Here is a 23,396-nt window from a genome sequence, read left to right as displayed (position 1 = left end):
ATGATCGGTTCTTTGAGGACAACCACCGCGGTCGTCGCGCTGTTCGCCGCGGGCGGCGCGCTGGTGCCGCAAGGCGCCGCGCAGCCGGAGGCGGCCGCCGACCTGATCCTGCGCGGCGGCACCATATACAGCGGCGAGGCCGAACCCTTTCGCGGCGACATCGCGATCCGCGGCGACCGCATCACCTATGTCGGCCCGAAAGCCCCGGGAACCGCAGCGCGAACGATCGATGCCACCGGACTTATCGTCGCCCCGGGCTTCATCGACCCCCATACCCATGTGGGTGAGGCGCTCGCCTCTTCCGATCCCGCCGCGCGGCTCGTCCTTCCCTTCCTGACGCAAGGCGTCACCACCGCCTTCATCGGGGTCGACGGCGGCGGCGATCCCGACATCGCCCGCACCTTCGGCACCGCAAAGCCAGGCAAGGACGGCGAAGGCGAAGCGGGGCTGGGTCAATCGAAGCGCGACTTCGGGATCAATTTCGCCGCCTTTGTCGGCCTCGGCGCCGTGCGTTCGAAGGTCATCGGTGCCGCCGACCGCGCGCCGACGCCCGTCGAACTCGACCAGATGACCGGCCTTGTCGACAAGGCGATGTGCGACGGCGCACTCGGACTTTCGACCGGGCTTTTTTACGCTCCGCAAAGCTTCGCAAAGCGCGACGAAGTCGTCGCGCTTGCCAAGGCCGCGGCGGCGAAGGGCGGCATCTACGACAGCCATTTGCGCGACGAATCGAGCTATACGATCGGCCTTTCCGCCGCCGTCGACGAAGCGCTGTCGATCGGTCGCGATGCCGGTATTCCTGTCCATATCGCGCATATCAAGGCGCTCGGCGTCGATGTCCACGGCCAGGCCGGAGCGGTGATCGCTCAGATCGAGAAGGCGCAGAAGGCCGGGCAGATCGTCCACGCCGACCAATATCCCTGGTCGGCCTCGGGCACCGGCCTGTCGGCCGCGCTCCTCCCGCGCTGGGCGCAGGACGGCGGACGCGCGGCGATGCTGAAGCGGTTCGACGATGGTGCGGCGATGGCGCGGATGCGCCCCGAGATCGCCGAAAATCTGCGTCGCCGCGGCGGCCCCGCGTCGCTTCTCATCACCTCGGGCCCGGCCGGAGTGGAGGGCAAGACGCTCGAGGATGTCGCCAAGGAACGCGGCGTCGATCCCGTCGACGCCGCGATCGCCATACTCCGCCAGCGCGAGGCCGGGGTCGCCTCGTTCAACCAGAGCGAGGCCGATATCGCCGCCTTCATGACTCGCCCGTGGGTCGTCACCAGTTCGGACGCCTCGCGGGGTCACCCGCGCTACTACGCCTCCTACGCGCGCAAATATGCGACCTATGTGAAGGACAAGCGCGTGCTCGACCTCAAGCGCTTCATCGCGCAGAGCACGACGGTCACCGCGCGCATGTTCGGGCTGGAGGGTCGCGGCGAGCTCAAGGCGGGCGCCTTCGCCGACGTCATCGCCTTTGACCCCGCGACCTTCGCGCCGCGCGCCGACTATGCGCATCCCGCGCTCTTTTCGACCGGGATGCGCTTCGTGCTCGTCAACGGGGTACTCGCGCTCGAGAATGGCGAGCCGACGGGCGCCGCGGGCGGAACGCCGCTGCCGCGCACGCCGGCTGCAGGCAGTTGCGGATAATCCGGAAAAATGCGCCGGCCACACCGGCGAAACGGAGGCGTCCTTCACGCAAAAACAAACGAAAAAAGGGGAAGACACATGACCAGATCAACGCCGATCGTATCGACTGCGGCTCTCGCCACCGCGCTCTTCTGGAGCGCACCCGCACTCGCACAGGACGCGCCTCCCGCCCAAACCTATGCCGACGCCGAGATCACCGTGACCGGCAGCCGCATCCAGCGCGACGGCTTCCGCGCCCCGACCCCGCTCACCGTGCTCAATTCTGAGGATATCGAAAGTTCGGCGCCGGCGAATATCGCCGACTATGTCAACGACATCCCCTCGCTCGTCGGCAGCGTCACGCCGGCCAGCTCGAATCTCAATATCAGCGCGGGCACCGCCGGGGTCAACGCGCTCAACCTGCGCGCACTCGGCACCGCGCGCACGCTCGTGCTGCTCGACGGCCAGCGTTCGGTCGGGTCGACGATGACCGGGCTCGTCGACGTGAACACCTTTCCGCAAGGCCTGATCAAGAGCGTCGAGATCGTCACCGGCGGCGCGTCGGCCGCCTATGGCTCCGACGCCGTGTCGGGCGTCGTCAACTTCATCCTCGACAAGGATTATACGGGGATCAAGGGATCGGCCGAATATGGCATCACCACCTATGGCGACGCACCCAGCTATCGTGCAACGCTGACCGCGGGCACCGCCTTCGCTGGCGGAGGCGGGCATTTGCTGCTCAACGGCGAGGTCGCGATCAAGGACGGGCTGCACAGCGTGCCGCGCGAATGGAACCAGCAGGGCTGGTACATGATCAACAATCCCGCCTATACGGAGGGCAACGGCGCCCCCGAACGGCTCGTCGTGTCGGGTGCGGGCCTCAGCCTCGCGACGCCCGGCGGGATCATAACCGATACCGCGCTGCGCGGCACCGTCTTCGGCCGCGGCGGCGCGGTCGGCCAGTTCGATTATGGCACCGTCCGCAACCCGTGGATGATCGGCGGCGACTGGGAATCGACGCAGGTGAACAGCTTCCAGTCGCTCGACCCGGCCGAAAACCGCAAGAGCCTGTTCGGGCGCCTCAGCTTCGAGGTCTCCGACGGGCTCAACCTCTTCGTCCAGGCATCCTATGCCAAGTCGAAGAATCTCGGCAACCTCGGCATCCAGCTCAACCAGGCGAATGTCACCATCCAATCGGATAATGCCTTCCTGCCGCAATCGGTGCGCGACGAGCTGGCGCTGCGGGGTATCGACGAGTTCAAGCTCGGCACCACCAACGCCAATCTGCCGGTCCGCAAGAATGATACGAAGCGCGAATTGCAACGCTATGTCGTCGGCGCCAACGGCGAGTTCGATCTTTTCGGATCGAGCGCGCGCTGGGACGTCTACTATCAAAAGGGGATCAGTCGCACGCGCGAGATGGCGCGCGACATCACCAACAATGCGCGCCTTGCGCTCGCACAGGACGCGGTGTTCGCGCCCGCCGGCAACGCGATCGGCGTGCCCGAGGGCACGATCGTCTGCCGATCGTCGCTCACCAGCCCGGACAATGGCTGCGTGCCCTTCAACCGCATCGGCATCGGCACCGCGAGCCAGGAAGGGCTCGACTATGTGCTCGGCAACCCGTTCCGCCGCCAGAAATTCCAGCAGGACGTCTTCGCCGCGAACCTGTCGTTCGACGCCTTCGAGCTGCCTGCGGGTCCGGTGTCGGTCGCGATCGGTGGCGAGCACCGGCGCGAGAAGGTGTCGGGCGACGTGGCCGAAGAATATCAGACGGGCTGGTTCGTCGGCAACTTCCTGCCCAGCTTCGGCTCCTACAATGTCAGCGAGGCCTATCTCGAACTCGCAGTGCCGGTGTTCGAGGGTTTCGATCTCAACGGCGCAGTGCGCGGCACCGACTATTCGACCTCGGGCTATGTCACGACCTGGAAGGCCGGCCTGACCTGGGAACCGATCCCCGACATCCGCTTTCGTGCGACGCGTTCGCGCGACATTCGCGCGCCCAATCTCGGCGAGTTGTTCACCGCGGGTTCGACGCGCATCAACGTGCTGATCGACCCGACGCAGAACAATGCCTCGGTGCAGTTCGCCGGGACGACGCGCGGCAACCCGCTGCTCGACCCCGAGAAAGCCGATCAGTGGGGCGTCGGCGTCGTGCTGCAACCGCGCTTCATCCCGGGCCTTGCGCTGTCGGCCGACTATTATGACATCAAGATCAACGGCGCGATCGGCACCGTCGCGGCGCAAACGATCGTCGATCGCTGCGCCGAAGGCGTGCAGGCCTTTTGCGCGGCGGTTGTTCGCGGGCCCAATGATTTCGGCAACAATCTGCAGGTGTTCGAAAGCCCGTTCAACTTCGCGGTCCAGCGCGCGAAGGGGATCGATTTCGAGGGTTCCTATCGCCTGCCCGTGGGTAGTGGCGACCTGACGCTGCGCGCGATGGCGACGCGCTATATCAAGAATTATTTCGACAATGGCATCGATGCGCCCACCGACACGGTGGGACAGAATGCGCCCGGCGGAACACCCAAATGGCTCTATCGCATCCAGGCCAATTGGGCGACCGACGACTTCAACTTCAATCTGACGGGGCGCGGCATTTCGAGCGGCGTCTATGACAACAGCTTCGTCGAATGCACCTCGGGCTGCCCGACGTCGACGGTCACCAATCGGACGATCAACGACAACCACATCGCGGGCGCCTTCTACCTCGACACCTCGCTGACCTTCGATGTCGCGATGGCGGGCAAAGAGCTCGAATTCTACCTCGCGGTGAACAATTTGCTGAACAAGGATCCGGCGATCGTCGCGCCGGGACCGGCGGGCAGCGCCTATGCGACGCCGGCGACCAACCAGTCGCTCTATGACCTGCTGGGCCGCACCTACCGCGTCGGCATCCGGTTCAAGCTGTAAGGAAAGGACGGTCGATGAAACGCCTGACGCTCTCGCTCGCGGCCCTGCTCGCCACCACCGCGCCTGCCCTCGCCCAGCATTATGACGTGCTGATCCGCGGCGGCACGCTCTACGACGGCACGGGCAGCCCCGCGCGCACCGCCGACGTAGCGATCGCGGGCGACCGGATCGCGGCGGTCGGGTCGATCCCGGACGGGGCCACCGCGACGACACTGATCGACGCGGCCGGCCGGATCGTCGCGCCGGGCTTCATCGACCCCCATTCGCACGCGGCGCCGAACATCCAGACGAAGGAACTCGCCGCCGCGTTACCGATGCTGCATCAGGGGATCACGACGCTGGCGATCAATCCCGACGGCGGCGGGCCGGCCGAACTCGGCCAGCAGATTGTCGACCTCAATACCAATATTCCCGGCGTCAACGTCATCCCGCTGATCGGCCACAACGCGGTGCGGCGTGCGGTGATGGGCGATGTCGCACGTCTTGCGACCGCCGACGAGCAGGCGAAAATGGAAGGGCTCGTCACCGCGGCGATGCAGGCGGGCGCCTATGGCCTGTCCGACGGCCCTTTCTACATTCCCGGCAAATATTCGAACACCGCCGAAATCGTCGGGCTCGCGAAGGCCGCGGCGCGCTTCCCCGGCGCTCTCTACATCAGCCATATCCGCGACGAGGGCAATTATGACGTCGGCGTCGTCGCCGCGGTCGACGAGGTGATCACCGTCGCGCGCGAGGCGAAGATTCCGGGCGTCGTCACCCATATCAAGGTGCTGGGGCCGCAGGTCTGGGGCAAGTCGGCCGACGTCATCGCCCGCATCGACAAGGCGCGCGCCGAAGGGCTCGAAATCTGGGCCGACCAATATCCCTATTCGGCATCGGGATCGAGCCTGATGGCTTCGCTTGTCCCGGGCTGGGCGCAGGAAGGCGGCGCAGCGGCGCTCGCCAAGCGGCTTCAGGATCCGGCGATGCGCGCGAAGATCCGGGCAGAGATGGTGCCGAACCTCGAGCGGCGCGCCGGGCCGCACGCGCTGATGATCCGCAGCTTCGCGCCCGATCCCTCGCTCGAGGGCAAGAGGCTCGACGAGGTCGGCCGGATCAAGGGCATGGACCCGCTCGACGCTGCGATCGAGATGCTGATCGCAGGCGGCGCGCCGACGGTCTCGTTCAACATGAGCGAAGCCGATGTCGAGGCCTTCATGCGCCAGCCGTGGACGATGACCTCGACCGACGGCGGCCTGCCGCATTTCGGCAAGACCTCCGAGCATCCGCGCGCCTACGGCGCCTTCCCGCGCAAGCTGCGAGGCTATGTGCTCGACAAACCGGTGATCCCGATGGCGCAGGCGATCCACGCCGCGACCGGCCTGCCCGCGAAAATCCTCGGCGTCCCCGACCGCGGTCTGCTGCGCGAGGGCGCTTTCGCCGACGTGATCATCTTCGACCCCGAAACCATACGCGACCTTGCGACCTATGAACGGCCGCACGCCTATTCGGTCGGCATGGACTATGTCTTCGTCAACGGAAAAGCCGCGCTGGCGGAGGGAAAGCCCACCGCCGATCGCCACGGCCGCGTGCTGCTCCGGCCGCACTGACACCGGGAGCCCCGCCTTGCTGCGATGCAAAACATCTTGCCGCCGGGCGGGGCGGGGCTAACCATGGCGGGGATGAACCTGCGCCATATCGAGATATTCCACGCGGTCTACACGAACGGATCGGTCAGCGCCGCCGCGCGCGCGCTCAACATTTCGCAGCCGTCGGTGTCGAAGACGCTGCGCCACGCCGAATCGATCCTTGGCTTTCCGCTGTTCGAACGCTCGGCCGGGCGGCTCGTCGCGACCGACGACGCGCACGCGCTGTTCGCCGAGGTCAGCGAAATCCAGGACCGCGTCCACGCGCTGCGCGAAGGCGCGCGCAATCTGCGGCGCGGCGCCGGAATGAAGCTGCGCGTCTCGGCGCTTCCGTCGCTGGCGCTCGGCGTCCTCCCCGAAGCCGTCGCGCGCTTTCTCGTCAGCCACCCCCACGTCAATTTCGACCTGCAGACCGTCCACCACGACGATCTGGTGCGCAAGCTCCAGGAGCGCGAGACCGATGTCGCGATAGCGGTGGAAGTGCCGCAGAATGCGCCGATCGGCAGCCGCTGGCTCGGCGAGGGCGAACTGGTCGTCCTCTATCGCGAAGCCGACATGCCCGATGCCCCGCCGCGCCTCGCGCTCGGCGACCTGCGCGAACATCGCTTCATCAGCGTCGCGGCGAGCGGACCGATCGGGCAGATATTCGTCGAGGAACAGCGCCGGCTCGGACTCGAGTTCGACCATGCGATGTCGGCGCGCACCTTCTATATCGCGACCGCGCTCGTTCGCGCGGGCGTCGGGCTGACGGTCGTCGACAGCTTCACCGCGCAGGCTGCGCTGGCGCCGGGCCTCGCGATCCGGCCGCTGACGCCGCCGCTGACCTTCGACCTGTATGCGATGTATTATCACAATCGCCCTCCCACCGCGCTGACGACGGACTTTCTGAAGGTCGTGGCAGAGGTCATCGACGGGATATAGCGACGGGTTATGGATAGGCGCACATTCGCTATGCGGTCCGGGCCGCACCTCCGACTAGGCTGGCAGGCCATGACGTGTCTTGCACTCCATCCCACCGGGCGGGCGACGAAGCGATGATGCGCCGCTGGTTCGCCATCCCGCTCTGGAAACGCGTGCTCGGCGGGCTGGTGCTCGGATTGCTGCTCGCGCTCGTCTGGCCGGAAGCGGCACCGAAGGTCGCGGTCTTCGGCGATCTTTTCGTGCGCGCGATCCGGATGCTCGTCGCGCCGATCGTGCTCGTCACCATCGCGGCCGGGATCACCTCGCTCGCCGATCCCAAGCGCCTCGGGCCGCTGGGCGGGCGGACGGTCGGCCTGTTCGCGCTGACGACCGCTATCGCGGTATCGGTAGGCATGACCGTCGCGCTGATTGTCGAGCCCGGCGTCGCGGCCCCGGTCGGCACCGCGGCACCCAAGGCGCTCGGCGACCCGGTACCGCTCTACGACCAGCTCGTCGGCATCATCCCGCTCAACATCGTCGAGGCGCTCGCGAAAGGCGACATGCTGGCGCTGATCTTCGTCGCGATCCTCGTCGGCGTCGGCACCGTGCTCGCGGGCGAGGCGGGCAAGCCCTTTGCCACCCTGTTGCAGTCGCTGTCGGCGGTACTGCTGAAGATCGTCGGGCTGGTGATGGAGGCGACCCCGATCGGCGTGTTCGCGCTGATCGCCAACGCCGTCGCCGCCAACGGCGCCGCGGTCTTCGTCAATATCGGCTGGCTGGCGCTCGCCGTCGTCCTCGGGTCGGCGATCCAGATCATCCTCGTCCACAGCCTCATCCTGCGGCTGCTCGCGCGCCTTCCCGTCCTGCCCTTCTTTCGCGGCATCGTCGACGCGCTCGTCGTCGCCTTCTCGACCGCCTCGTCATCGGCGACTTTGCCCGTGGCGATGACCGTCGCGGGCAGGAACCTCGGCATATCGTCCAGCGTCTATTCGACCGTGCTGCCGCTCGGCGCCAGCATCGGCAAGGACGGCACCGCCATGTATGTCGGCCTGCTCAGCATATTCAGCCTGCAGGCCTTCGGCGTGCCGATCGATGGTGGAACGCTCGCAATCATATTGCTCACCGGCGCGCTCGCGGCATTCGGCACCGCGCCCGTTCCGTCGGCGTCGCTCTTCATGCTCGCCGCAGTGCTGTCGGCGGTCGGCGTTCCGCCCGAGCAGACCGCGCTGATCGTCGGATTCGTCCTTCCCTTCGACCGGTTGCTCGACATGACGCGCACGGTGCCGAGCGCCAGCGCCAACCTGGTCGTCGCGACCACCGTCGCGCGCTGGGAAGGCGAGCTCGATCAGTCGATCTACCGCTCGCCGCCCCGGCGCTAGGGCGTACCGTCCGCCCTATTTGCCCGCCGCGACGCGCATCGCCGCTCCGCCGCCGGGCGCGAGCCACAATTTATAGCTGTCGCCTTTCTTCACCTTGATCGTGTCATAGGCGATGCGGTGCCGCGCGTCGGTCAGATAGGTGGCGCCCTCGCCATCCTTCCAGATCGTCGCGGTATAGGTCTTGCCCGGGTCGAGGAAATCGAACGACAGGGTCAGCGTGCGCGCGGTCGCGTCGTTGACCCCGCCGACATACCAGTCGGCGCTGTTGCGGTCCCTGCGCGCGAAGATCGCATAGTCGCCCACCTCGCCCGCGATCAGCTTGCTTTCGGACCAGTCGGTCGGGACCATCTTGATGAATTCGAGTTCGCGCGGATGCGCTTCGAGATTCTCGATGAAGTCCGCCGCCATCTGGATCGGCGAATAGAGGGCGAGATAGAGGCCGAGCTGCTTCGCCAGCGTCGAGGCGAGCGGCGCCTTGTTCGCGCCTTCGAGGCTGAGCACGCCGGGCGTATAGTCCATCGGGCCCGACAGCATCCGCGTATAGACGAGCGTCGGCACATGGTCGGGGCCGTTGGCGAAGGCGCCCCAGGCATTATATTCCATGCCCCGCGCGCCTTCGCGTGCGACCCAGTTGGGATATGTGCGGCGAAGGCCGGTGTCCTTGATCGGTTCGTGCGGATTGACCGCGACATGATATTTGGCGGCGGTCTCGACGACCTTCAGATGATGCCGCACCTGCCGCTGGCCGTCGTGCCATTCCATGCGCGTCGTCCCCGGCGTATCGCCGGGCGCGATGATCCCGCCCGCGTCGGCGACATAGCCGGTCTTGACCGTCCCGACACCGAGCTTGCCATAAAGCTTCATCGCATCATCGAGTTGCGCCTCATACACCGCGATATTGCCGCCGGTTTCGTGATGGCCGATCAGCTGGACACCCTTTTTCCGCCCATAGTCGGTGACCGCCTTCAGATCGAAATCGGGGGTCGCTTCGGTGAAGCTGAACTCGTCGCCATGGCCGAACCAATTACCGTTCCAGCCCTTGTTCCAGCCCTCGACGAGCACGCCGCCGAAGCCGTGCTTCGCCGCGAAATCGATATATTGCTTGGTGCGCTCGGTCGTCGCGCCATGCTTGGGACCCTCGGCCCAGCTCCAGTCGCCGCGGATCATACCCCACCAGATGCCGATATATTTCATCGGCTTGAACCAGCTGACGTCGCCCAGCTTGTTCGGCTCGTTGAGGTTGAGTTCGAGGTCGCTTTCGACGAGGCCCGCGGCGTTGTCGGCGATGCGGATCGTTCGCCACGGGGTCGCGAACGGCAGATCGCGAATGACGCGCGGCCCCTGCGACGACGGAGACAGGGTGGCGCGGAATTTCCGCCCCTCGACGCGCTTGAACCACATACCCGCATAGTCGACGAGCGCGGCTTCGTGGAACGACAGATGGGTGCCATCGTCGAGGCGCATCGTGATCGGCGTGTGCGCGGTCGACACTGCCTCGATCGGCGTTTGCTGATAAATCTGCTCGTAGCGGTTCCATTCGCCGCCGGCGATCCACCAGGCCGTGCCCTCCGGCACGATGTCGAATTCGGTGATCTCGTCGGCGATCTTCGCGGTCTGGAGCCCCGCCTGCTCAGGGAGTTCATAGCGGAAGCCGATGCCGTCGTCGAACAGGCGGAACCGCACGTTCATCGCATGCCCGCCCCAGCTTTCATTCTGGCGGAAGCGGACAAGCAGTTCGTTGTGCCGGTCGCGCACGAAGCGGCGTTCGCCCCACGGCTGTTCCCAGCGCGTGTCGGCGCTCGCGCGTTCGACGCCTTCGATCGTAAAGCCGCGCTGGAGCGCGATGCCGTCGGTCAGCAGGAAGCCGAGCTTCGACGGTGCGATCAGCAGCTTGCCCTTGCGGGTCAGCGACCAGGTCGGCCGCTGGTCGTTGTCGGTCGACACGGTCAGCACGATACTGCCGTCGGGCGACGCAGCGGTCTGCTGCGGCCGCGCGTCCTGCGCCGCGGCGGGAACGGTCGCCGCGGCGAGCAGCGGGAGGGCGACGAACAGGCTACGCATCATTTTTTCCTTCGAGTTTCAGCCAGAGGGCGCCGCACGGCGGCAAATGCGCCGGATCGGCGCCGTTCAGTGCGACGATCGGCTCGGCGCCAACGCCGAGGCCCGCGATGTCGAGCGTCCCGCCGCCGAGATTGAAGAGGCAGCGGAGATGCTCGCCGTTCGCGACACGGTCGAAACCGAGCAGGTCGCCCTCGGCGATCCAGTTCGCGTTGACGCCGAGCCGCAACGCCGGGTGCGCGGCACGCAACGCGACCAGATGGCGGGTAAGATTGAGCAGCGACGCGGGGTCGTCCTGCTGCCGGTCGACCGCGAGATCGCCGTGCGCAGCGCCGAGCGGCAGCCACGGATCGACGCTCGAAAAGCCCGCATGGCTTTCGCCCGCCGCCCAGGGCAGCGGCGTCCGCGCGCCATCGCGCGACAGGGTCAGCGGCCAGTTCTTGCGCGCCTCCGGGTCCTTGACGAGCTCGAACGGAATCTCGACCTGGTCGAGCCCCAACTCCTCGCCATTATAGAGGATGATGTTACCGCGCAGCGCACAGAGCAGCGCCATCTTCATTCGGGCAAAGGCGGCGGGATCGACGCCTTCGGGGGTCCAGCGCGACAGCGCGCGCGGCGCGTCGTGATTCTCGAACGCCCAGCTCGGCCAGCCAACCCCCGGCGCGTCGGGCCAGCCCTCGGCCGCCTCGCGCACGAGCTGCGGCGTCAGGCGGTTCGCATAGAGGAAATCGAAGCCATAGGCGCTGTTCAGCCGCCGGTCGCCCGCGGTGAACAGCTTCATCTCGCGCGCAGCGTCGTCGCCGCCGACCTCGGCAACGGTGAAGCGGCCGTCATATTCGTCGGTCAGCGCGCGGATGCGTTCGAGGAACAGCGGGATGTCGGGGTGCGACTGGTTGTAGATCTTTTGCTGGAAATCGAATGGCCGGGTGCGCGGCTTGTTCGATGGCGGCGCCGGCGGATTGTCGCGCAGTTCGGGGTCGTGCATCGAGAAGTTGATCGCGTCGATGCGGAAACCGTCGACGCCGCGGTCGAGCCAGAAGCGCACGACGCCGAGCAGCGCGTCCTGCACGTCGGGGTTGTGGACGTTGAGCTGCGGCTGCGAGCCGAGAAAATTATGGAGATAATATTGGCCGCGCCGCGCGTCCCACGTCCAGGCGGGACCGCCGAACACCGACTGCCAGTTGGTCGGCGGCGACCCGTCGGGCTTGGCGTCGGCCCAGACATACCAGTCGGCCTTGTCATTGTCCTTGCGCGCGCGGCTTGTCGCGAACCAGGCGTGCCGATCGGAGGTGTGCGCGAAGACGAGATCGGTCGTGACCTTCAGCCCCAGCGCATGCGCGCGCGCCACCAGCGCGTCGAAATCGGCGAGCGTACCGAAGATCGGATCGACATCGCAATAATCGGCGATGTCATAGCCGAAATCGTCCATCGGCGAGGGATAGAAGGGCGAGAGCCAGATCGCATCGACGCCCAATGAGGCGATATAGTCGAGCCGCGCGGTGATGCCAGCGAGATCGCCGATGCCGTCGCCGTTCGAATCGGCGAAGCTGCGCGGATAGACCTGATAGATGACCGCACCCTTCCACCAGACATGCGGCGATTGGCGGACGGGTGATGGCAGGGGAGAGAGTTCGTTCATCGGGCTTCGCAGATCATATATCCAAGCGGCGGCAGTTTGATGGCGAGCTGCCCCGGCGCGGCGGGCGCCGCCGGGCAATCGCCGTGAAGCGCCGTGTAGTTGTTCTTCAGGGGATCGACGGCGACGTTCACGCTGAGCGGTGCGTTCGCGGTGTTGAACGCGAGCAGGATTTCCTGCCCCGACGCTGCGTCGATGCGCGACACGGCGAACAACCCCGGCTTTTCGGCATAGCTGCGGATGAGTTGCCGGCCGCGGCGTAGCGCGACATGATCCTGCCGCAGCTTCGCGAGCCGCGCGAAGGCGCGGTAGAGCGGATGGTCCGGGTCGAAATTGCTCACGGCGGTCGTCGCGTCGGTGCCGATCAGCTCATTGTCGTTGTAGATCGCAACCTTCGACGCGAACATATCCTCGCGCGCGTCCTGGTCGCCGCCATCGCCGGTGAACCCCTGTTCGTCGCCCGAATAGAGCACCGGCACGCCGCGCAGTCCCAGCAGCATCGCATGCGCAAGCTCGACGCGGCGCAGCATTTCCGCGTCGTCGGCCTTCGGAAACGCCTTGCGCGCATAATGGGCGAAGCGGCCGAAATCATGGTTGCCGGTAAAGGTCGGAAGCTGGAGCGCGACCGCATCGTCGCCATAGAGCGGATCGGCCGAGAACAGCTTTTCCAGCCAGTCGGGCGCCTTGGTCCCGCCCACCACATCGCGAATCGCCGCGAAAAAGGGGAAATCGAGACTGGACGGCAGCCCTGCGACCCGCGTGCCCTGCGCGGTGATCACCGGATCCATGTCGCCGGTCGCATATTCGCCGAAGATGTGGAAATGGGGCATGCCGTTCTTCGCCGCGCGATCGCGCATCGCGGGCGCGAAGACCTGCCAGAATTCGGGGTTCACATGCTTGGCGGTGTCGATGCGGAAGCCATCGACCTTATATTTGTCGATCCAGTCGCCATAGATGTCGATGAACCCCTGCACGACGCGAGGATTTTCGGTCATCAGATCGTCGAGCCCGACGAAATCGCCCATCGTCGAACTCTCGCCGGTGAAGGTCGAATTGCCGCGGTTGTGGTAATAGATCGGGTCGTTGAGCCACGCCGGAACCTTGATGTCCTTTTCGTGCGGCGCGACCTTGACCGTATAGGCGAAATCCGGATCGGTCAGTCGCGCGAAATTCTCGGCCGACGAAACGGCGTCGCCCGCGAAGCCGTCGTTGACCGGCGCCCCGTCGGCGGCGCGGCGCGAATAGGGATAGTCGGCGCGGCTGCGATAGGGACAGTCATAGCCGTCGCATTCGGCCATCTCGATCACGTCGGCGGTATGGTTGATGAGAATGTCCATATAGACCTTCATCCCGCGCGCATGCGCGGCGTCGACCAGCGCCTTGAAATCGGCATTGGTGCCGAGATGCGGGTCGACCCGTGTGAAATCTGTCACCCAATAGCCGTGATAGCCCGCGCTCTCCTGCCCCTTCGGCCCCTGCACCACCTTGTTCTTGAATACGGGCGACAGCCAGATCGCCGTCGCGCCGAGCGACTGGATATAGTCGAGCCGCCGCACCACGCCTTTCAGGTCGCCGCCGTGGAAGAACCCCTTCGACGTGGGGTCATAGCCGGTCGCGAGCCGGTCGCCTTCGAGCCCGCCCCTGTCGTTCGCCGGATCGCCATTCTCGAACCGGTCGGGCAGCAGGAAATAGACGATCTCGTCCTCGGGCGGACGCTGGCGATAATCCGCGGCGGGCGCGGCGCCTGCCATGGCAAGCAGGGCGATCGATGCGAAAAGGCTCATGCCGGCACTCCTGCCGCGCAATGCTGCGCGATGAAATCGTCATGGGTTGGGAGGCGCGACGCGGTGCGCGCGACGATCGTTTCGATGTCGGCGAAAAAACCCGCCAGTTCCTCGCGCGTCAGCTGGTCCGCCATCGGGTGATAGCCCCTGGGCGCGATATTCTGGCCCGTCAGCACCTGAAACCAGCCGATTTCGACGAACAGCTCGTCGGCTTCGCGGACGATCTGGCCCTGACTGCGGAACAATTCGATCTTCCCCGCCAGCGTCGCCGGAATCGCCATCTCGCGGCAGCGGGTCCAGAAGGGCGAGTCGCTGCGCTGGTTGGCGTGATAGTGGAGAATGATGAAGTCGCGGATGCGTTCGTAATCGAAGCGGACGCGCTCGTTATAGGTGTCGATATTGGCGGCGTCGAAATTGCGGCCCGGGAAATGCGCGATCAGCTTGGCGATGCCGTTCTGGACCAGATGGATGCTCGTCGATTCGAGCGGCTCGAGGAAACCCGAAGCGAGCCCCAGCGCGACGACATTGGCGTTCCACGCGCGCCGCCGCATCCCGGTCCTGAAGCGCAGCGTTCGCGGCTCGGCGAGCGGCCGACCCTCGATGTTCGCGAGCAGCGTCGCGGCCGCTTCGTCCTCGCCGATGAAGTCGCTGCAAAAGACATGGCCGTTGCCCGTGCGGTGCTGGAGCGGGATGCGCCATTGCCAGCCGCTCTGATGCGCGATCGCCTGCGTATAGGGCCGCGCCGGGCCGGCATCTTCGCTCGGCACCGCGATCGCGCGGTCGCAGGGAAGCCAGTGCGCCCAGTCGTCGAAGCCGGTTCCGAGCGCGCCCTCGATCAGCAGCGCGCGAAAGCCCGAGCAGTCGATGAAGAGCTCGCCGGAGATTTCCTCGCCGCCTTCCAGCACGACGGCTTCGATATGCCCGTTTTCGCCGTTCCGCCGGACGCTGTCGATCTTGCCCTCGGTCCGCACGACGCCCGCGCTCTCGGCGATCTTGCGCAGATAGGCGGCGTAGAGCGCGGCGTCGAAATGAAAGGCATAGGCGATGCCGTCGAGGCCCGTGTTCGGAATCTGGGGCAACCGCCCGAAGCGGCCCGCGCGCGCGGCGGTCTCGTTGAGCGAATAGTCGCCGATCCGCCCCGCGACGCCTTCGGCCCGGCCGCGCAGCCAATATTGCGGAAACTGGAGCATGCCGAGGCTGCGCCCGATCTGTCCGAAGGCGTGCATATAGCTATCGCCGATCCGGCCCCAGTCGCGAAACTCGATACCGAGCTTGAACGTCCCCCGGGTTTCGCGGACGAACTCATCCTCGTCGATGCCGACCAGCGCGTTGAACAGGCGGATCGACGGGATCGTCGCCTCGCCGACGCCGACCGTGCCGATCTCCTCGCTTTCGACCAGCCGGATCGACAGATGGTCCATCGTGCGCGACAGCGCCGCGGCGGCCATCCACCCCGCGGTTCCGCCACCGACGATCACCACCTTCGTGATCCGACTATCGCCCACCTTCGTCCATTCCCTCTCGTCCGGAAGCGGGCGGGCCGAAAAGCCCGCCCGCTCATTCGGTCAAAACTTGTAGGTGACGCCCGCCATGAAATTGCGACCATAATTCTGATAGTCGCGGATCTGGCGCGGATCATTGTTGTAATAGTTCACGAACGGCTCGTTCGTCAGGTTCGACGCCTGGAGCAGGATGCCCAGCCCCTCGAGCGCGCCGCTCTGGAAGGTATAGCCGATCTGCGCATCGACGACCATTTCGCTCTTCGCCGTCACCAGGTCGCGCTTGAGGCTGAGGCCCGAAACCTCGGCAAGGAATTTCGAGCGATAGCGGCCCGAAATGCGCGCCTGGAAGCCCGCCTTTTCGAAATAGGCGGTTCCGTTCACGACCCAGCGCGACAGGCCCGGCATGGCGATCGGGTCGGCGCTGCCCTCGCGGACGCGACTCTGGGTATAGGAACCGCTCGCCAGCACGCCGAACCCGTCGAGCGCCTGGGTGAAGGTCGCAAAGGGCAGCGAGAGCGAGGCTTCGGCGCCATAGACGCGCCCGCCGCTGCCGTTGCGCCACTGGTTGGCGAGCCCCTGATATGTCGCGACCGTCCCGCCGTCCGGAATCTCGAAGCCGGTGAAGTCGAACGCTTCGCTCTGACGATAAATATAATTTTCGAGATATTTGTAGAAGCCGCCCACCGACACATAAGCGCCCTGGCCGAAATATTTCTCGAGCGAGACGTCGACGGTGTCGGCCATCAGCGGCCTGAGCTTCGCATTGCCCAGATCGAGCGACCAGGGCGAGGCTTCAATGTCGGTGTTGTTGCGCTTCGACGCATCGAAATTGACCCCGCCGCCCGGCTTCAGCTGATCCATGCGCGCCCGTGCGAGCATCCGCGCGGCGCCGAAGCGCAGGAAGGTGTTGTCGGCGAATTCGACCGTCAGGTTCAGGCTGGGCAGGAAGTCGGTATAGGTCGCACCGTCGGTGACCGGCGTCGACTGCACCTGTCCGCCGACGACCTGCGCATAGAAGCTCGATGCCGTCTGGTCGGTGTGGACGATCTGGATACCCACATTTCCGCGAATGGGGGTGCTGCCCGTGTCGGCATCGAAATTGGCCTGGATGAACCCCGTCAGCACCTTTTCACGGACATTATAGTCGTTGAAGATGCGGCCCGGCGTCCAGCCGGCTTCGTCGGTGAGCGTATAGTTGCCGTCGTTGTAATAGCGCCAGCTGTCGAAGGCGACCATGCCGGGGATACCGATAAAGTCGAGCGACACCGGGTCGTAGAGATAATCGGCGGGCACCGCGGTATTGACCGGATAATCGTTGCTGGTCAGCACGAAACCGCGGTCGTCGAGGCTCTTTTCGCGATCCGAATAATTGGCGCCGACGCGCAGGCTGCTGATCACGCCGCCCAGTTCCTGGGTCGCCTGCAGGCGCAGCGATTTCAGCTCGTCCTTGATCTTCGGCATGTTGACGAAGCCGTCCTGGCAGTTGGGAACCGCGCCGCCGCAGCTGTTCCAGCCCTGCGGGTCGGTGATCAGGAACAGGTTCGGATCGGCATAGTCGAGCGACGGGTCGAGGAGGATGCCACCCTTCGGCCGCAGCTGGAAACCCAGCGCCGTTTCGCGTGCGCCGACACCCGCGCCGCGGCCGGTGCCGAGATAGATTTCCAGATTTTCCTCGGTCTTCTTGAGCCGCGAATAGCCGAGGTCGAGTTCGAGGGTCAGCCGGTCGTTGGGCTTGAACTGGCTGTTCCAGCCGCCCGCGATGATCGTCGAGGTGCGGTGGACGACGTCATTGCGCATCACGGCTTCGGTGCCCGACCAGGTGCCCGACGTCACCAGCCCGTCCTCGATCGTGAAATCGGTCAGCGTGGAATTGCCCCATGCCAGCGGCAACTCGATGCCGCGCAGCCGCTGGTCGTCCTTGAACCGCGACCAATAGGCGTCGATCGTCGTGTGGAACTTGTCGCTCGGTTCCCATTCGACGACCGCCATCACGCCGTCGCGCTTCAGCTCGTTCGACTTCACATAGGGTTTGGCGCCGCCGATCAGGAAAGCGGTGTTCGTCCCGTCGGTCAGCTCGGGATAACCCCAGGCGTTGTAACGCTCTTCGGCCGTCGGCGACTGCATCCGCGCATAGCCGATCGCCCAGCCGAGCGTGCCGTCGGCATTCTGGTCGATATAGGAGATGTTGGCGCGATAGCCCTTGTTCGAAATATCGGGATTGAGCTTGCCGAGATCGTTGACCTCGAAGCGCGCGCCGGCCGCGATCGCGCGGCGGCCATAGGCGAGCGGGCGCACCGTCCGCATGTCGATCGTGCCGCCGAGCGCCTGCCCGATCAGCGACGCGTCGTGGGTCTTGTAGACGACCGCGCCGTTCAGGAGTTCCGACGGATATTGGTCGAGCTCGACGCCGCGGTTGTTGCCCTCCGAAACCTGTTCGCGGCCGTTGAGCAAGGTCGTGGTGAAGTCGGGGGCGAGGCCGCGGATCGACACGACATTGGCGCGGCCGTCGAGGCGCTGCGTCGCGAGGCCCGGCAGGCGCGACAGCGATTCGGCGATCGACAGATCGGGCAGCTTGCCGATGTCTTCGGCCGAGATCACTTCGACGATCGAGGTGTTGTTTTTCTTCGCCTGCACCGAATTGTTGATCGCGCCGCGAATGCCGGTGACGACGATGGCGTCTTCGGCCGCCGCGGCATCGACGGGTGCGGTGTCCGCATCCTGCGCCATCGCGGCACCGGGCAGAAAGGCGGTCAAGGCGAGGCCGAGCGCAATGGCGCTGGCATCCCGGCGAAGATTGGTCGGCATGGTCATATGTGGCTCCCCTGGCACGGACGGGCGGTCTTGACCCGCGCTTCGGACCGGGGACGCGGCGCGTCCGTCAGGCTCCTCTCCGATGCGTGGGCTTTCCCATCTTGAGCCTCGCAATTGAAACCAATCGCGGCGTGCCGCCATAGGGTATACGTATACGCATAATATGCAGCGGTCCGCGCTGTCGCAGAAATGTCACGCTTTCGCCGCGCCGCGAACCGGGGCCGGGCCATGCAAATTCTTGGCAGCGAGGGGACCAATCGCTAGACTCGCGGCGCGCGCGACCGGCGACAAGGCCGCAGCGGCAGGGGAGACGAGCATGGGGCGCCAGCCCTCCGCCAAGCCGACGAGTTTCGACATCGCCTATCTGGCGGGCGTCTCGCAGCCCACCGTCTCGCGCGCGCTGCGCGGCAGCAAGTCGGTGAGCGCCGCGACGCGCGCCAACATCGAACGCATCGCGCGCGAACTCAACTATACCGTCGACAAGAATGCCTCCAGCCTGCGTTCGCAGCGCACCCACACGCTCGCTTTGCTCTTCTTCGAGGATCCGACCCCCGACGAATCGATGATCAACCCCTTCTTCCTGTCGATGCTGGGGTCGATCACGCGCCAATGCGCGCTCAAAGGCTATGACCTGCTGATCAGTTTCCAGCAGATGCACAATGACTGGCACGTCGCCTATCAGGACAGCCACCGGTCGGACGGCATCATCCTGTTGGGCTATGGCGACTATCAGCTCTATCGCACCAAGCTCGAACATCTGGTCGAGATGGATACCAAATTCGTGCGCTGGGGATCGGTTTCGGACGACAGCATCGGGCTGACCGTCGGGTCCGACAATATCGGCGCGGGCGAGCTGGCGGGCGCGCATCTGGTCGAGATCGGGCGGCGGCATATCGCCTTCCTCGGCGACGCGTCGGACCATGCCCCCGAATTTCAGGATCGCTATACCGGGCTTTGCCGCGCGATGCGCGCCGCGGGGATCGCCCCCGATCCGGGGCTGCAACAGGGCGCCGTGTCGTCGGAAGCATCGGGCTATGCCGCCGCGCGGTCGCTGCTCGCCAGCGGGCGGCGCTTCGACGCGATCTTCGCCGCGAGCGACCTGATCGCGATCGGCGCGATGCGCGCGCTTGCCGAGGCGAACCTCCGCTGCCCGCAGGACGTCGCGCTGATCGGCTTCGACGACATCCCCGCCGCCAGCCAGACCTCGCCGACCTTGACCACGGTGATGCAGGACATGAAGGGTGCGGGCGCGCTGCTCGTCGATGCGCTGCTCGCGCGCATCGAGGACCAGCCGGTCGAACAGCGCATGCTGCCCGCGCGGCTTGTCAGGCGTCAAAGCACGGCGGTGTAGAAGAAGCGAACGATCCTCCCCGGCACGGGGAGGATCGGCTGAGCCCACCCCCCAACGTATTCGTATACGTAACCCCACCGCGCTTGCTCTCTCCCGCGCGCGCTGCGACACCCTCACCCGACGAGAGCCGCCGACCGGCCGCAAGGGAGAGACGCGATGGACAAGCCGCGGCAGGGTTTCGCCGGCCTGTGGAATATCAGCTTCGGCTTTTTCGGCATCCAGATCGGCTTCGCGCTGCAGAATGCGAATATGAGCCGCATCTTCCAGTCGCTGGGCGAGGATATCGAGAAGCTGCCGGGCCTGTGGGTCGCGGCGCCGCTGACCGGGCTGCTCGTCCAGCCGATCATCGGCCATATAAGCGATCGAACCTGGCTCGGCCGCCTCGGGCGCCGCCGTCCTTACTTTCTCGCCGGTGCGATCCTCGCCGCCATCGCGCTGTTCGTCATGCCCGAAAGCCCGGCGATCTGGTTCGCGGCGATGATGCTGTGGATCCTCGACGCGTCGCTCAACATCTCGATGGAGCCCTTTCGCGCCTTCGTCGGCGACATGCTGGGCAAGGACCAGCATAGCGTCGGCTATGCCGTGCAGACCGCCTTCATCGGCACCGGCGCGGTCGTGGGATCGCTGTTCCCGAGCCTGATGGAAGCGATGGGGGTCGCCAATGTCGCGCCGCCGGGGCAGATCCCCGACACCGTGCGCTATGCCTTCTGGTTCGGGGGCCTCGCACTGTTCCTCGCGGTGCTGTGGACCGTCGTCGCGACGCGCGAATATAGCCCCGAAGAGATGGCGGCCTTCGAGCCGCCGGTCGCCGCCAACGCGCCCGCCGTCCGTACGCTCGCCTCGCGCGGCTATGCGGCGAGCGCCGGCTGGATCGCCGCGGGGGTCGCCGTCGCCCTTGTCCAGATGCGCTTCGCGTTGCTGCGCGAGGTGCTGCTGCTTGGCGCGCTGCTCGCCGGATATGGCGTCGCGAGCGCGCTGGCGATCATGCTGGCGCGCCGCGGAAACGATCGCAACATGCTGTCGAGCATCGTCGGCGATTTCGCCGGCATGCCGGTACTGATGAAGCGGCTCGCGCTCGTGCAATTCTTCAGTTGGTCGGCGCTGTTCATCATGTGGATCAACACCACGCCGATCGTCGCCCAATATCATTATGGCGCGACCGATGCCGCGAGCGCCGCCTATCAGGAAGCGAGCAACTGGGTCGGCGAACTGTTCGCCATCTATAACGGCATTGCGGCCGTCGCCGCGCTGACGTTGCTGCCGTGGCTTTCGCGGCGGCTGGGGCAGGCGCGCACGCATATGATCGGGCTCGCCTGCGGCGCGGCAGGCTATGCGAGCTTCTTCCTGCTGCGCGACCCGTCGCATCTGATCGTCAGCGAGATTTTCATCGGCATTTTCTGGGCGTCGGTGCTCGCCATGCCCTATGCGATCCTCGCCTCCAGCCTGCCGCAGGCGAAGCTCGGCATCTATATGGGCCTGTTCAACATGTTCGTCGTGCTGCCGCAGCTGCTCGTCGCGACGGTGATGGGCTCGATCATGCAGGCGCTGTTTCCGGGCGAGCCGATCTACACGATGGCGTTCGCCGCGGTCACCTTGCTGCTCGCCGTGCTGGCGATGACGCGCGTCGCCGGTGCCGAGGCCGGGATCGCCGGCTCCGCCGTCACGGCCCGGCGTTAAAATCCGCGACCAGGTCGAAGCGATCGCCGCGAAACAGTTGCCGGACGTGGGTGACGACGCGTCCGGCGCGCCAGGTCGTGCGGTCGAGTTCGAGGCAGGCGGCGCTCGCGTTCACGCCCAGCAGCCCCGCTTCCCTTCGCGTGGGCGTCACCGCGCGGATGACGTGCCGCGCCTGCGTCCACGGAATATGCCCGAGCAGCCAGGTTCCGGGCGCCTCCCCGGTAAAGTCCGCTCCCTGTGCCTCGGGCACCTCATCGAGCGCGATAAAGCGGCGTTCGAGCGCGAAGGCTTCGCCCGCCGCCATATGCACGCCCTCGATACGCAGCGCCGGGCCCGGGCAGACATCCTCGCCGGCTTCGGCGGTCGCGATTGCCATCAAATCCCAGCGATAGGCTTCGCCCCGCGCGGCGATCAGTTCGGCGAGATCGGGTACGGTCATCACCGCCGAATGAACGGGCGGATGTGCGACGAAGGTCCCCGCCTTGCGCCGCCGCTCGACGAGGCCCGACGCGGCGAGCTCGCCGAGCGCCTTGCTCACCGTCGCGCGCGCGCAGCCGTAGCGCGCGGCAAGCTCCTGCTCGGTCGGCACCCGGTCCCCCGGGCGCCACTCGCCCGAGCGGATCGCTGCGGCGATCTCGTCGCGTATGCGGCGTGCCGGGTTCACGCGAGCAGCCGCGCGATGCAGGCGCGGTAGGCCGCAGCGATCGCCCCGGCATCGACATGGCGCCCCTTTTCGACGCGCTTCACGCCGCCGCGCCACACGCTGTCGATCGCGCCCGCGCGCGCCGCGAAGATCCAGCGGTCGAGCAAAGTCGCTTCGTCGCACCCGGCGAAGGAGGGGTGATCGAGGTCGAGCGAGACGATGTCGGCGGCATGGCCGACGGCAAGGCCAGCGGGGACGCCGAGCGCCTGCGCGCCGCCATCCACCGCGCGCGCGAAGAGGTTGGCGCCGACGAACGGCGCTTCCTCACCCGCGAGCAAGGCGCGCGCGCGCTGCGCCAGACGCTGCGAATATTCGAGCGCGCGCAATTCCTGCGCCGCATCGACGAGGATATTGCTGTCGGTGCCGACCCCGAAGCGGCCCTTCGCGGCGAGATAATCGACGGCGGGGAAAATGCCGTCGCCAAGATTGGCCTCGGTGACCGGGCACAGCCCGGCGACCGCCCCGCTCGCGGCGAGCCGCGGCACTTCCTGTCCGGCGAGGTGTGTCGAATGAATGAGGCACCAGCGTTCGTCGACCCCGGCGTTGTCGATCAGCCACTCGACCGGCCGCGCGCCGCTCCACGCGACGCAGTCGGCGACTTCCTTCACCTGTTCGGCGGCATGGATATGCACCGGGCCGGCCGGCGACATCTCGAGCAGCGCCGCGAGTTCGTCGGGCGTCACGGCGCGAAGCGAGTGCGGCGCGACACCGAGATTCGCGTCGCCCGAAAGCTTCCCCCGCGCCGCGTCGACCAGCGCGGAAAAACCGTCGATGTCGCTCAGGAAGCGCCGCTGGCCGGCGCTCGGCGGCGCCGCCCCGAAATTGCCGTGCGCGTAGAAGACGGGCAGCAGCGTCAGCCCGATCCCGGCCGTGTCGCTCGCCTCGACGATCGCACCCGCCATCTCGGCCGGATCGGCGTAGCGACCGCCCGCCGGATCGTGGTGGAGATAGTGGAACTCGCCGACGCGCGTGAAGCCGGTCTCGAGCATCTCGGCATAGGCCTGCGCGGTGATCGCCGCAACATCCTCGGGCGTCAGCCGGTCGAGGAAGCGGTACATGATCTCGCGCCAGCTCCAGAAATTGTCGTCGGGGCGGCTGCGGCGTTCGGACAATCCCGCCATGCCCCGCTGGAATCCGTGACTGTGGACGTTGCAGAGGCCGGGCAGCGCGGCGCGGTGGCGCTCGTCGTCCGCGTCCGCCGCAACGCCCGGCTCGATCGAGGCGATGCGGCCCTCTGCGAAGCGCAGCCGCACCCCGCGCTGCCAGCGGCCGTCCATCCAAGCGCGTTCAAACCAATAGGCTGGCATCTCGGGTCCTTCATCAGTGGGCGACAGCGATTGTTTCTGAAAGGCTCGCCTCCCCTCCTCGTCACCCCGGACTTGATCCGGGGTCCCGCTCAGCACCAAGGAAAAGCGGGACCCCGGATCAAGTCCGGGGTGACGA

At 66.3% G+C, this 23,396-nt stretch carries 14 protein-coding genes; 7 read left to right on the top strand and 7 right to left on the bottom strand.

Features of this window, described 5'->3' with window-relative positions; translation table 11 throughout:
• The 5 genes from QZL87_RS02030 (at nt 1) to QZL87_RS02010 (ending at nt 8,431) form a co-directional block, all read left to right on the top strand.
• Nucleotides 1-1,635, top strand: a complete 1,635-nt coding sequence (locus tag QZL87_RS02030) for an amidohydrolase family protein (protein WP_295323149.1) — start codon at nt 1-3, stop codon at nt 1,633-1,635.
• 78 nt (nt 1,636-1,713) lie between these two features.
• Complete coding sequence (locus QZL87_RS02025; RefSeq protein ID WP_295323147.1) at nt 1,714-4,527, top strand: TonB-dependent receptor; 2,814 nt, start codon at nt 1,714-1,716, stop codon at nt 4,525-4,527.
• A 14-nt stretch (nt 4,528-4,541) separates the two neighbouring features.
• On the top strand, nt 4,542-6,116 hold the full coding sequence (locus QZL87_RS02020) for an amidohydrolase family protein (RefSeq protein WP_295323144.1): 1,575 nt from the start codon (nt 4,542-4,544) through the stop codon (nt 6,114-6,116).
• A gap of 72 nt (nt 6,117-6,188) precedes the next feature.
• Nucleotides 6,189-7,073: a LysR family transcriptional regulator gene (locus tag QZL87_RS02015; RefSeq protein WP_295323142.1), complete on the top strand. Its 885-nt coding sequence runs from the start codon at nt 6,189-6,191 to the stop codon at nt 7,071-7,073.
• Between the two features lie 113 nt (nt 7,074-7,186).
• Nucleotides 7,187-8,431 (top strand): dicarboxylate/amino acid:cation symporter, encoded by a 1,245-nt coding sequence (locus QZL87_RS02010; protein WP_295323139.1) that lies wholly within the window; start codon nt 7,187-7,189, stop codon nt 8,429-8,431.
• A gap of 15 nt (nt 8,432-8,446) precedes the next feature.
• Here QZL87_RS02010 and QZL87_RS02005 read toward each other — a convergent pair whose 3' ends face one another.
• Genes QZL87_RS02005 through QZL87_RS01985 form a run of 5 tightly spaced genes read right to left on the bottom strand, consistent with a single transcriptional unit; the run spans nt 8,447 to nt 18,222 of the window.
• Complete coding sequence (locus QZL87_RS02005; RefSeq protein ID WP_295323136.1) at nt 8,447-10,495, bottom strand: glycoside hydrolase family 97 protein; 2,049 nt, start codon at nt 10,493-10,495, stop codon at nt 8,447-8,449.
• Nucleotides 10,485-12,128: an alpha-amylase family glycosyl hydrolase gene (locus tag QZL87_RS02000; RefSeq protein ID WP_295323134.1), complete on the bottom strand. Its 1,644-nt coding sequence runs from the start codon at nt 12,126-12,128 to the stop codon at nt 10,485-10,487. The genes QZL87_RS02005 and QZL87_RS02000 overlap by 11 nt, the downstream gene beginning before the upstream one ends.
• Complete coding sequence (locus QZL87_RS01995; RefSeq protein WP_295323131.1) at nt 12,125-13,909, bottom strand: alpha-amylase family glycosyl hydrolase; 1,785 nt, start codon at nt 13,907-13,909, stop codon at nt 12,125-12,127. The genes QZL87_RS02000 and QZL87_RS01995 overlap by 4 nt, the downstream gene beginning before the upstream one ends.
• On the bottom strand, nt 13,906-15,414 hold the full coding sequence (locus QZL87_RS01990) for a tryptophan halogenase family protein (protein WP_295323128.1): 1,509 nt from the start codon (nt 15,412-15,414) through the stop codon (nt 13,906-13,908). The genes QZL87_RS01995 and QZL87_RS01990 overlap by 4 nt, the downstream gene beginning before the upstream one ends.
• A 60-nt stretch (nt 15,415-15,474) precedes the next feature.
• Entirely contained in the window at nt 15,475-18,222 is a 2,748-nt protein-coding gene (locus QZL87_RS01985; protein WP_295323126.1) for a TonB-dependent receptor, read from the bottom strand.
• Nucleotides 18,223-18,538: 316 nt separating this feature from the next.
• Between QZL87_RS01985 and QZL87_RS01980 the strand changes: the two genes are divergently transcribed.
• Both QZL87_RS01980 and QZL87_RS01975 read left to right on the top strand, forming a co-directional pair.
• A complete protein-coding gene (locus QZL87_RS01980) occupies nt 18,539-19,573 on the top strand; it encodes a LacI family DNA-binding transcriptional regulator (RefSeq protein ID WP_295323123.1) in 1,035 nt (344 codons plus the stop codon).
• Between the two features lie 156 nt (nt 19,574-19,729).
• Nucleotides 19,730-21,250: an MFS transporter gene (locus QZL87_RS01975; protein WP_295323121.1), complete on the top strand. Its 1,521-nt coding sequence runs from the start codon at nt 19,730-19,732 to the stop codon at nt 21,248-21,250.
• On the opposite strand, the gene QZL87_RS01970 is transcribed toward QZL87_RS01975, so the two are convergent.
• Both QZL87_RS01970 and QZL87_RS01965 read right to left on the bottom strand, forming a co-directional pair.
• Entirely contained in the window at nt 21,234-21,914 is a 681-nt protein-coding gene (locus QZL87_RS01970; protein ID WP_295323119.1) for a UTRA domain-containing protein, read from the bottom strand. The two genes, QZL87_RS01975 and QZL87_RS01970, sit on opposite strands and share 17 nt — an antisense overlap.
• Nucleotides 21,911-23,260, bottom strand: a complete 1,350-nt coding sequence (locus QZL87_RS01965; protein ID WP_295323117.1) for a formimidoylglutamate deiminase — start codon at nt 23,258-23,260, stop codon at nt 21,911-21,913. Before QZL87_RS01965 ends, QZL87_RS01970 begins: the two co-directional genes overlap by 4 nt.
• Nucleotides 23,261-23,396: the final 136 nt, after the last annotated feature.

The organism is uncultured Sphingopyxis sp., assembly GCF_900078365.1.
Classification (GTDB): Bacteria; Pseudomonadota; Alphaproteobacteria; order Sphingomonadales; family Sphingomonadaceae; genus Sphingopyxis.
Note: the sequence above shows the minus strand (reverse complement) of the source record. Positions and strands in the feature narration are given on the sequence as shown.

Coding starts and splice junctions, on each gene's coding strand:
- QZL87_RS02025 (WP_295323147.1), top strand. CDS start 1,714: ATGACCAGATCAACGCCGATCGTATCGACTGCGGCTCTCGCCACCGCG.
- QZL87_RS02010 (WP_295323139.1), top strand. CDS start 7,187: ATGATGCGCCGCTGGTTCGCCATCCCGCTCTGGAAACGCGTGCTCGGC.
- QZL87_RS01975 (WP_295323121.1), top strand. CDS start 19,730: ATGGACAAGCCGCGGCAGGGTTTCGCCGGCCTGTGGAATATCAGCTTC.
- QZL87_RS01995 (WP_295323131.1), bottom strand. CDS start 13,909: ATGAGCCTTTTCGCATCGATCGCCCTGCTTGCCATGGCAGGCGCCGCG.
- QZL87_RS02030 (WP_295323149.1), top strand. CDS start 1: ATGATCGGTTCTTTGAGGACAACCACCGCGGTCGTCGCGCTGTTCGCC.
- QZL87_RS02020 (WP_295323144.1), top strand. CDS start 4,542: ATGAAACGCCTGACGCTCTCGCTCGCGGCCCTGCTCGCCACCACCGCG.
- QZL87_RS02015 (WP_295323142.1), top strand. CDS start 6,189: ATGAACCTGCGCCATATCGAGATATTCCACGCGGTCTACACGAACGGA.
- QZL87_RS01985 (WP_295323126.1), bottom strand. CDS start 18,222: ATGACCATGCCGACCAATCTTCGCCGGGATGCCAGCGCCATTGCGCTC.
- QZL87_RS01965 (WP_295323117.1), bottom strand. CDS start 23,260: ATGCCAGCCTATTGGTTTGAACGCGCTTGGATGGACGGCCGCTGGCAG.
- QZL87_RS01980 (WP_295323123.1), top strand. CDS start 18,539: ATGGGGCGCCAGCCCTCCGCCAAGCCGACGAGTTTCGACATCGCCTAT.
- QZL87_RS02000 (WP_295323134.1), bottom strand. CDS start 12,128: ATGAACGAACTCTCTCCCCTGCCATCACCCGTCCGCCAATCGCCGCAT.
- QZL87_RS02005 (WP_295323136.1), bottom strand. CDS start 10,495: ATGATGCGTAGCCTGTTCGTCGCCCTCCCGCTGCTCGCCGCGGCGACC.